We start from the raw sequence: 7,699 nt of genomic DNA on the forward strand, positions 1-7,699 counted from the left end.
GTAATGGCACCATGCCTTCAATGTACGCCTGTGATCACAAAATGCCTAGTGCGTAGGAAGTGTCCGACAACCGACCAAGGTCGACTGCCGGCGACTGTGCCCGGCAGACGCCACGCGCTATACTGCCGCGCCTTTTTAGCCTGCAAGCGCGCCGGGTCGTGGTCCGGCGCTTCCCTGATGTTCCCTTCCAAGAGGAGCGCACCCATGACCGTGATCAAGCAAGATGATCTGATCCAGAGTGTCGCCGACGCCCTGCAGTTCATTTCCTACTACCACCCCGTGGATTTCATCCAGGCCATGCACGAGGCCTATCTGCGTGAAGAGTCGCCCGCCGCGCGCGACTCCATGGCGCAGATCCTGATCAACTCCCGCATGTGCGCCACCGGCCATCGCCCGATCTGCCAGGACACCGGTATCGTCACCGTGTTCGTCCGCGTCGGCATGGACGTGCGCTGGGACGGCGCCACCATGAGCGTGGATGACATGATCAACGAGGGCGTGCGTCGCGCCTACAACCTGCCCGAGAACGTCCTGCGCGCCTCCATCCTGGCTGACCCGGCCGGCGCCCGTAAGAACACCAAGGACAACACCCCGGCAGTCATCCACTACTCCATCGTCCCGGGTAATACCGTGGAAGTGGACGTTGCGGCCAAGGGCGGTGGTTCCGAGAACAAGTCGAAGATGGCCATGCTCAACCCGTCCGACTCCATCGTCGACTGGGTCCTGAAGACCGTCCCGACCATGGGCGCCGGCTGGTGCCCGCCGGGCATGCTCGGCATCGGCATCGGCGGTACCGCCGAGAAAGCCGCGGTAATGGCCAAGGAAGTGCTGATGGAGTCCATCGACATCCATGAGCTGAAAGCCCGCGGCCCGCAGAACAAGATCGAAGAAATGCGCCTCGAGCTGTTCGAGAAGGTCAACCAGCTGGGCATTGGTGCCCAGGGTCTGGGCGGCCTGACCACCGTGCTCGACGTGAAGATCATGGACTACCCGACTCACGCTGCCTCCCTGCCGGTGTGCATGATCCCCAACTGCGCCGCCACCCGTCACGCCCACTTCGTGCTCGACGGCTCCGGCCCGGCCGAACTGGAAGCCCCGCCGCTGGACGCTTACCCGGAAATCGTCTGGGAAGCCGGCCCGTCGGCGCGCCGCGTTGACCTGGACAAGATCACCCCGGAAGACGTGCAGAGCTGGAAGCCGGGCGAGACCCTGCTGCTCAACGGCAAGATGCTCACCGGCCGCGACGCTGCGCACAAACGCATCGTCGACATGCTGAACAAGGGTGAAGAGCTGCCGGTGGACCTGAAAGGCCGCTTCATCTACTACGTCGGCCCGGTCGACCCGGTAGGCGACGAAGTGGTTGGCCCGGCTGGCCCGACCACCGCGACCCGCATGGACAAGTTCACCCGCCAGATCCTCGAGAGCACGGGCCTGCTGGGCATGATCGGCAAGTCCGAGCGCGGCCCCATCGCCATCGAAGCGATCAAGGACAACAAGGCCGTGTACCTGATGGCCGTCGGCGGTGCCGCCTACCTGGTGGCCCAGGCGATCAAGAAGTCCAAGGTCCTGGCCTTTGCCGAACTCGGCATGGAAGCGATCTATGAGTTCGATGTGAAAGACATGCCGGTCACCGTCGCCGTCGACACCAAGGGTGAGTCGGTACACATCACCGGCCCGGCCATCTGGCAACAGAAAATCGCCGAGAACCTGGCGGTGGAAGTGAAGTAAGCGTTACCCGTTCAAGAAAGCGCCCGGCATCGCCGGGCGTTTTCGTTTCCGGGAGTCCGTAGGGCGGACTTGAGCCCACCAGAACCTGTTGGGTTTCGCTCCGCTCAAGCGGAGCGCCGCCCGCACCGACCTACAGGAGCCGGGCTCTCTCGAACTGCTCAGGCCAATCCCGGCGCGTGAACACCTGCCCTTCCTGGCGCACCCGGCGCACTTCATCCAGATCCAGGTCGCAGAGCAGCCACTGGCTGGTCGCGGGGCAAAGCTCGGGGCTTTCGGCGATCACACCATTGCTCGGCATGCCGTAGTCCGGCGGTACATAAAGGCCGGCGCGGCCGATGTTTTCGTCCAGGGCCGGCGACCAGGGCGCCAGGCCAACGGTAGGCGCCTGCAGCACGGCGATCTGGTTTTCCAGGGCGCGAGCCTGGGCGCCGATGCGTACACGGTGGTAGCCGGCCTTGGTGTCGGTGCAACTGGGGGCGAGAATCAGGTCGACGCCGCCTTCGGCCAGGGTGCGGGCCAGCATCGGGAACTCGTTGTCGTAGCAGATCAGAATGCCCAAGCGCCCCAGCGCCGTGTCGAACACCTTGAGCCCCTGCCCCGCTGCAATGCCCCACTGCTCGCGTTCGAAGCGGGTCATGATCAGTTTGTCCTGGAAGCCCAGTTCACCCCCTGGACCAAACAGCCATGCGCGGTTGCGGTACAACCCATCGGCATCGCGCACCGGCAGGCTGCCGGGTTGCAGGTAGACACCAAGCTTGGCCGCGATGCCGGCGCACAGTGAGCGCCAGTCCTGCAACAACGGCTGGACACCCGCGATAGAGGCCTGCAGGTCACCCCGCTCAGCCGGCGACAACTGACCGGCCAGCACCAGGCCTGCATACTCAGGCAGCACCAGCAACTTTGCGCCGGCCTTGGCAGCCTCTGCGCAGAGGCCCTCCAGGTGAGTGGCGTACGCACTCCAGCTTTCATGGAGCTCGATGGCGTACTGGCAGGCGGCGATCCTGATCATGGATTGAGTTCCTTGAGCCAGAAAGACATGGGCTTGGCCGACTCGGCTTCCTCGTCCAGGTCGCGCCAGTGATACGCGGTGCGTAGTTCCGGGTGATGGCGATAGCCACGCCGCGCCCAGAATTCATTCAGCGGCTGGTAGCCGATCGGGCGGCGTGGATGATCGAGCGGGCGCTCCACCGCGCAGAAGGCGCAATGCTCGAACCGCCCCAGACGCCGTGCATAACTTTCACGCTCGGCGAAGAAGAGCACGCCCAGGCCAGCACCGCGGTACTCCGGAAGCAGCACCGACTCGCCGAAATAGAAAATGCGCTCCGGGTCCCAGCCCTGCTCGCGGAAGGGCCGCTGGAACTCGTCGGTTTCATCCGACATCGGCAGGCCCGTCGAAGCACCCACGACCCGGTCGCCATCCAGGGCCAGGACGAACAGGCTTTCCGGCGACTCGGCATAGGTGGCCAGGTAGCGCGCTTCATAGCCCAGTGTGCCGTCGTAGAGATAGGGGAACTCGCGGAACACCGTCAGGCGAAGGCGTGCGAGATCTTCGATATGGGGCGCGATGGCGGCGCCCTGGAGAATACGGATGTGCATGGGAGCGGTCGTTCTGGCGATGTGGATGACGCCCCTGGCTAAGCCGGGCCTGGGTCAAGAACCTATCATGCCGGGCACGGACCGAATGACCCCATTGCGACAGGAACCCAACCATGACCGCTACCGAATTGGTGCAAGCCTATTACAACGCCTTCAATACCGGAGATATGCCGACGTTCCTCGCCCTGCTCAGCGAGGATGTGGTGCATGACATCAACCAGGGCGAACGCCAGCAGGGCAAGGCCGCTTTCACCGCCTTCATGGACAAGATGAACCGCTGCTACAAGGAACGGCTATCCGATATCGTGATCATGCAGAGCGCCGACGGCAGCCGCGCCGCCGCCGAGTTCGTGGTGCATGGCCAGTACCTGGCCGACGACGAGGGCCTGCCACCGGCCAAGGGACAGACTTACGTGCTGCCAGCCGGGGCCTTCTTCCATATCCACTGCGGCAAGATCGCCCGCGTCACCAACTACTACAACCTGAATGACTGGGTCGAACAGGTCGTTTGAGGTCTCAGCCCTGCACCCGCGCCTTCGGCAGCTCGACCACCGTGGCGCGGCGCTGGGCCAGGTAGCGGGTGCAGCTCACCCGCAGGAAGGAAGCAAAGTTGACCACCTCGCCGCGGTACTCCATTACCTCGTCATAGAGCTTTGTGATGAGCTGGTTGGTGGTCATGCCGTCCACCTCGGCGATCTCCCGCAGGATGTCCCAGAACTGGTTCTCCAGGCGCAGGGTGGTCACCACGCCACGGATACGCAGCGAGCGCGAGCGGGATTCGTAGAGGATAGGATCAGCCTTGACGTACAGCTCGCACATGGAGGGCCTCCAGGTCAGTGGTTTGGCGCACCGGTGGATCACGCTTCACCGATCCACCTTCGGAGTTCGGCATGACCTCAATGGTGGAAACGAAAAGCGGTTTCCACCCTACGCGCCTTATAGCTCGATCTTCGTCCCGAGCAACTTGAGGAACCCCGCCAGCCAAGCGGGATGGGCCGGCCAGGCCGGGGCGGTCACCAGGTTGCCTTGGGTATGGGCGGCGTCCACCGGGATATCCACATACTGACCACCGGCCAGCCGCACTTCCGGGCCGCACGCCGGGTAGGCGCTGCACTCGCGGCCTTCCAGCACGCCGGCGGCTGCCAGCAGTTGCGCACCATGGCAAACGGCAGCGATGGGCTTGCCAGCCTTGTCGAAGGCCTTCACCAACTCCAGCACCGAGGCGTTCAGGCGCAAGTATTCCGGCGCGCGACCACCGGGAATCAGCAGCGCGTCGTAGTCTTCTGCCTTGACCTTGGCGAAGTCGAAATTGAGGGCGAAGTTGTGGCCAGGCTTCTCGCTGTAGGTCTGGTCGCCTTCGAAGTCATGGATGGCAGTCCGCACGGTCTGCCCGGCAATCTTGTCCGGGCACACGGCATGCACGCTGTGGCCAACCATCAGCAGGGCCTGGAACGGCACCATGGTTTCGTAGTCTTCGGCGTAGTCGCCAACCAGCATCAGAATCTTCTTCGCGGCCATTTCGCATCCTCCTGGATTGGAAGCCCTGAGGCTTCAAAGGGTAGCCAATTATCCCCCCCGCCTTTCGCCTGCGGGTAATAGGCCCCTACTACAGGGACGGAAGGCACAACTCAGATGCCGATCTTGTCCAGCGCCCGGCCAACACCGCGCCAGAATCCCTCCTGCGGTCGGACCCGATCACCGCTGGCGGCAATGCGTTCGCTCGGCTGCACCTGGCGGGTCGTGGTGATTTCCTGGCTGCCCAGGGACGCCTCTACCAGTTGCAGGGGGCCATTGCCGGCGTTGGGCTGTTCGCTGTTCTTCGGTGGCGGATCCAGCTCGTCGTAGCGCAGGTAGTAGGTACGCCCGGCCGTGGCGTCCAGGGCAAAGGAGGTGATGAGGGTGAAATCCAGCGGGCCGTCTGCGAACAAGGTCCAGTAGCTGCCAAAGAGCGGTCGGCGCATCTCCAGCTTGTAGCTGGCGGCGTCGAACTCCAGTACCAGGTAGCCGTTGCTTGGCAGACTGCCGATCAGCTGGTTATTGAGGAAAATGCCTGGAGCCTCCAGCTCCTGGTCCGCCCATTCGCTCTGCGGCCGGTAGAGGTAGACCAGCGCGTGCTCACCGACACCAGGCGCAGCGGCCTGGAACCGCGGCCCTTCAGTGGCGCCGAAGAAGGCACCCGGCGTGGAACAGCCGCCCAGCACGGTACAAAGCAGCAGGATCGGCAGGTATAGGCGGCCCATGCAGCCACTCCCTCTTGTTGTAATGGAGCAAGCCTAGCCCGGCGTCGCCCCACGCACACCCGACGAAAGTGCGGCCCCGGCTCCGCACTCCTAGCGGCGGCGGTCGAGCAGGTTCACCACCAGTCGATCCAGCCATCCCCAGAGACGCTGGCGCAAACGCTTGGTCAGCGGGCGCGCATGCCAGTCATCCAGGGTAATTTCGCGGCTATCGGAGAAATCCTGGCGCATGCAGGTAGCCACCGCCTCGGTAAAACTCGGGTCAATCGCTTCGAGGTTGGCTTCCAGGTTGAAGCGCAGGTTCCAGTGGTCGAAGTTGCAGGAGCCAACGCTGACCCAGTCATCCGCCAGCACCATCTTCAGGTGCAGGAAACGCTGCTGGTACTCGAATATCCGCACCCCGGCACGCAGCAGGCGCGGGTAGTACCGCTGGCCCGCGAAGCGCACCGGTGGGTGATCGGTGTGCCGGCTGGTCAGCAGCAGACGCACTTCGACACCCCGTCGCGCGGCCTTGATCAGCGCGCGACGAACCTTCCAGTTCGGCAGGAAGTAAGGCGTCGCCAGCCACACGCGCTTGCGCGCCGTGCGAATGCTGCGCACCAGCGACTGGACGATATCGCGATGCTGGCTGGCGTCGGCGTAGGCCAGGCGTCCGAGTCCCGCGCCTACCGCCGGATAGGGTGGCAGATGCTTCAGGCGCGGCGCGTCGACCGACTTCCAGGGGCGGCGGTCGAGGTTGGCCAGCCACTGATAGTCGAAGATCAGTTGCCAGTGCGCCACCAGCGGCCCCTCGATGGCGACCATCACTTCGTGCCAACGGCTGGCCTCCTGGGCTGGGCTCCAGAACTCATCCGTGGAGCCGGTGCCGCCGACAAACGCCAGGCGGTCGTCCACCACCAGAATCTTCCGGTGGTCGCGGTACAGGTTGCTGAAGCCTCGCCGCCAGCGGATAGGGTTGTAGAACTGCAGCAGCACCCCTGCGTCGATCAGCCGCTCACGCAGCGCCGCACCCAGACGCAGACAGCCAAAGCCGTCGAACAAGCAACGCACCCGCACACCCCGCACGGCCGCGACGCACAGGGCGTCGACCAGTGCCTCGCTGCATTGGCCGTCTTCCACCAGGTAGAGCTCCAGCGCGACCTGGTACTCCGCGCGGGCGATGGCAGTGAGCATGGTCGGAAAGAACTGTGGGCCGTCGATCAACAGCTCGAAGCGGTTGCCGGACTTCCAGGGGAAGATCTGCCCCATCAGCGCTCCGTGAAGATCAGCACGGCACCCACGGGCACCGACAGGCTGATCCCCGGCAGGCCGGCGAGCTTGCGCAGCTCATCCAGCGCGGTGGTCAGGCCGAAGTCCTCCACCTGCAGCACCAACGGCGCCAGGGTCACTACCTGGAAGCGGTGATCGTCCAGGCGCGTGGCCAGGAGCTCCGCGCGGTATTGCTGCTGTTTGTCGCGAATGTTCACGGTGAGCGGCAGGCCCAGTTCCAGTTGCGCACCGGGAGCCAGGTCGGTGATCGGACGCAGGTCCAACTGGGCGCTGACTTCGGCCTCGGGGAATTTGGCGATTTCGAAGAACTGATCGCGAAGGCGCTGATCGCGCAGCGGTACTCCGGTACTGACCGATTCGAGTTCGATGCGCAGGCGGGCCTTACCGTCCTGGCCGATCTTGCCGTGCAGGGTGAGGAATCGGTGCACCTCGGAGATGCTGCCGGCCTTGGTGGAGATGAAGGATATCCGCGATGACTCGTTGTCCAGGTACCAGCTCGCGTGGGCGGGCAGCGCCAGGGCGACGAGCAGGGCAACGAGGGGGCGTAGTGATTTGTGCATGCGGGCTTCCTTTGGCATGTCGCTGACGGCCCAGAGACTCAAGCCGGACTCCATTGGTCACACGAATCGCCGCCGGGTTCCGCGTGGAGCAAACCCGACGGACGGACAATGGATGCAAAGCTACCAGAGGAAACGAATCTTGGGGCTCGGCATGACACCTGTAGGGGCGAATTCATTCGCCAGGCAGGCCGAAGGTCTGCGCTCTGGCAAACCTTCTCGGGACCGCTGCGCGGCCCTTGGCGAATGAATTCGCTATGTCTGCGTTAGCTGTTGCGAGAAATTTCCCATCCAGCCAAGAGCCTTGTAGGA

The 7,699-nt window shown here is 64.1% G+C and carries 9 protein-coding genes; 2 read left to right on the forward strand and 7 right to left on the reverse strand.

Annotation, left to right across the window (positions count from 1 at the left end; genetic code table 11):
- The first annotated feature begins 204 nt into the window (after positions 1–204).
- The gene (locus AAHM40_RS19365) at positions 205–1,728 is read left to right on the forward strand and encodes a fumarate hydratase (protein ID WP_342246080.1); all 1,524 of its coding nucleotides are present in this window, start codon (positions 205–207) and stop codon (positions 1,726–1,728) included.
- Positions 1,729–1,858: 130 nt separating this feature from the next.
- Here AAHM40_RS19365 and AAHM40_RS19370 read toward each other — a convergent pair whose 3' ends face one another.
- A complete protein-coding gene (locus AAHM40_RS19370; RefSeq protein ID WP_342246081.1) occupies positions 1,859–2,737 on the reverse strand; it encodes a carbon-nitrogen hydrolase family protein in 879 nt (292 codons plus the stop codon).
- Positions 2,734–3,324 carry a GNAT family N-acetyltransferase gene (locus tag AAHM40_RS19375; RefSeq protein ID WP_342246082.1) on the reverse strand — a complete coding sequence of 197 codons (591 nt, stop codon included), beginning with the start codon at positions 3,322–3,324 and terminating at the stop codon, positions 2,734–2,736. The genes AAHM40_RS19370 and AAHM40_RS19375 overlap by 4 nt, the downstream gene beginning before the upstream one ends.
- A gap of 113 nt (positions 3,325–3,437) precedes the next feature.
- Here AAHM40_RS19375 and AAHM40_RS19380 point away from each other — a divergent pair, with 113 nt between their 5' ends.
- Positions 3,438–3,836 carry a nuclear transport factor 2 family protein gene (locus AAHM40_RS19380; protein WP_342246083.1) on the forward strand — a complete coding sequence of 133 codons (399 nt, stop codon included), beginning with the start codon at positions 3,438–3,440 and terminating at the stop codon, positions 3,834–3,836.
- 4 nt (positions 3,837–3,840) lie between these two features.
- Here AAHM40_RS19380 and AAHM40_RS19385 read toward each other — a convergent pair whose 3' ends face one another.
- The 5 genes from AAHM40_RS19385 to AAHM40_RS19405 all read right to left on the reverse strand — a co-directional run bounded on the left by AAHM40_RS19385 (position 3,841) and on the right by AAHM40_RS19405 (position 7,390).
- Complete coding sequence (locus AAHM40_RS19385; RefSeq protein WP_028628683.1) at positions 3,841–4,143, reverse strand: ribbon-helix-helix domain-containing protein; 303 nt, start codon at positions 4,141–4,143, stop codon at positions 3,841–3,843.
- A gap of 117 nt (positions 4,144–4,260) precedes the next feature.
- Positions 4,261–4,842: a DJ-1/PfpI family protein gene (locus AAHM40_RS19390; RefSeq protein ID WP_342246084.1), complete on the reverse strand. Its 582-nt coding sequence runs from the start codon at positions 4,840–4,842 to the stop codon at positions 4,261–4,263.
- A gap of 110 nt (positions 4,843–4,952) precedes the next feature.
- Entirely contained in the window at positions 4,953–5,564 is a 612-nt protein-coding gene (locus tag AAHM40_RS19395; RefSeq protein WP_342246085.1) for a DUF2846 domain-containing protein, read from the reverse strand.
- Positions 5,565–5,654: 90 nt separating this feature from the next.
- Positions 5,655–6,812 (reverse strand): phospholipase D-like domain-containing protein, encoded by a 1,158-nt coding sequence (locus AAHM40_RS19400; protein WP_342246090.1) that lies wholly within the window; start codon positions 6,810–6,812, stop codon positions 5,655–5,657.
- A complete protein-coding gene (locus AAHM40_RS19405) occupies positions 6,809–7,390 on the reverse strand; it encodes a YceI family protein (RefSeq protein WP_342246086.1) in 582 nt (193 codons plus the stop codon). The genes AAHM40_RS19400 and AAHM40_RS19405 overlap by 4 nt, the downstream gene beginning before the upstream one ends.
- Positions 7,391–7,699: the final 309 nt, after the last annotated feature.

Source organism: Pseudomonas sp. OTU5201 (assembly GCF_038440135.1).
Lineage (GTDB): Bacteria > Pseudomonadota > Gammaproteobacteria > Pseudomonadales > Pseudomonadaceae > Metapseudomonas > Metapseudomonas resinovorans.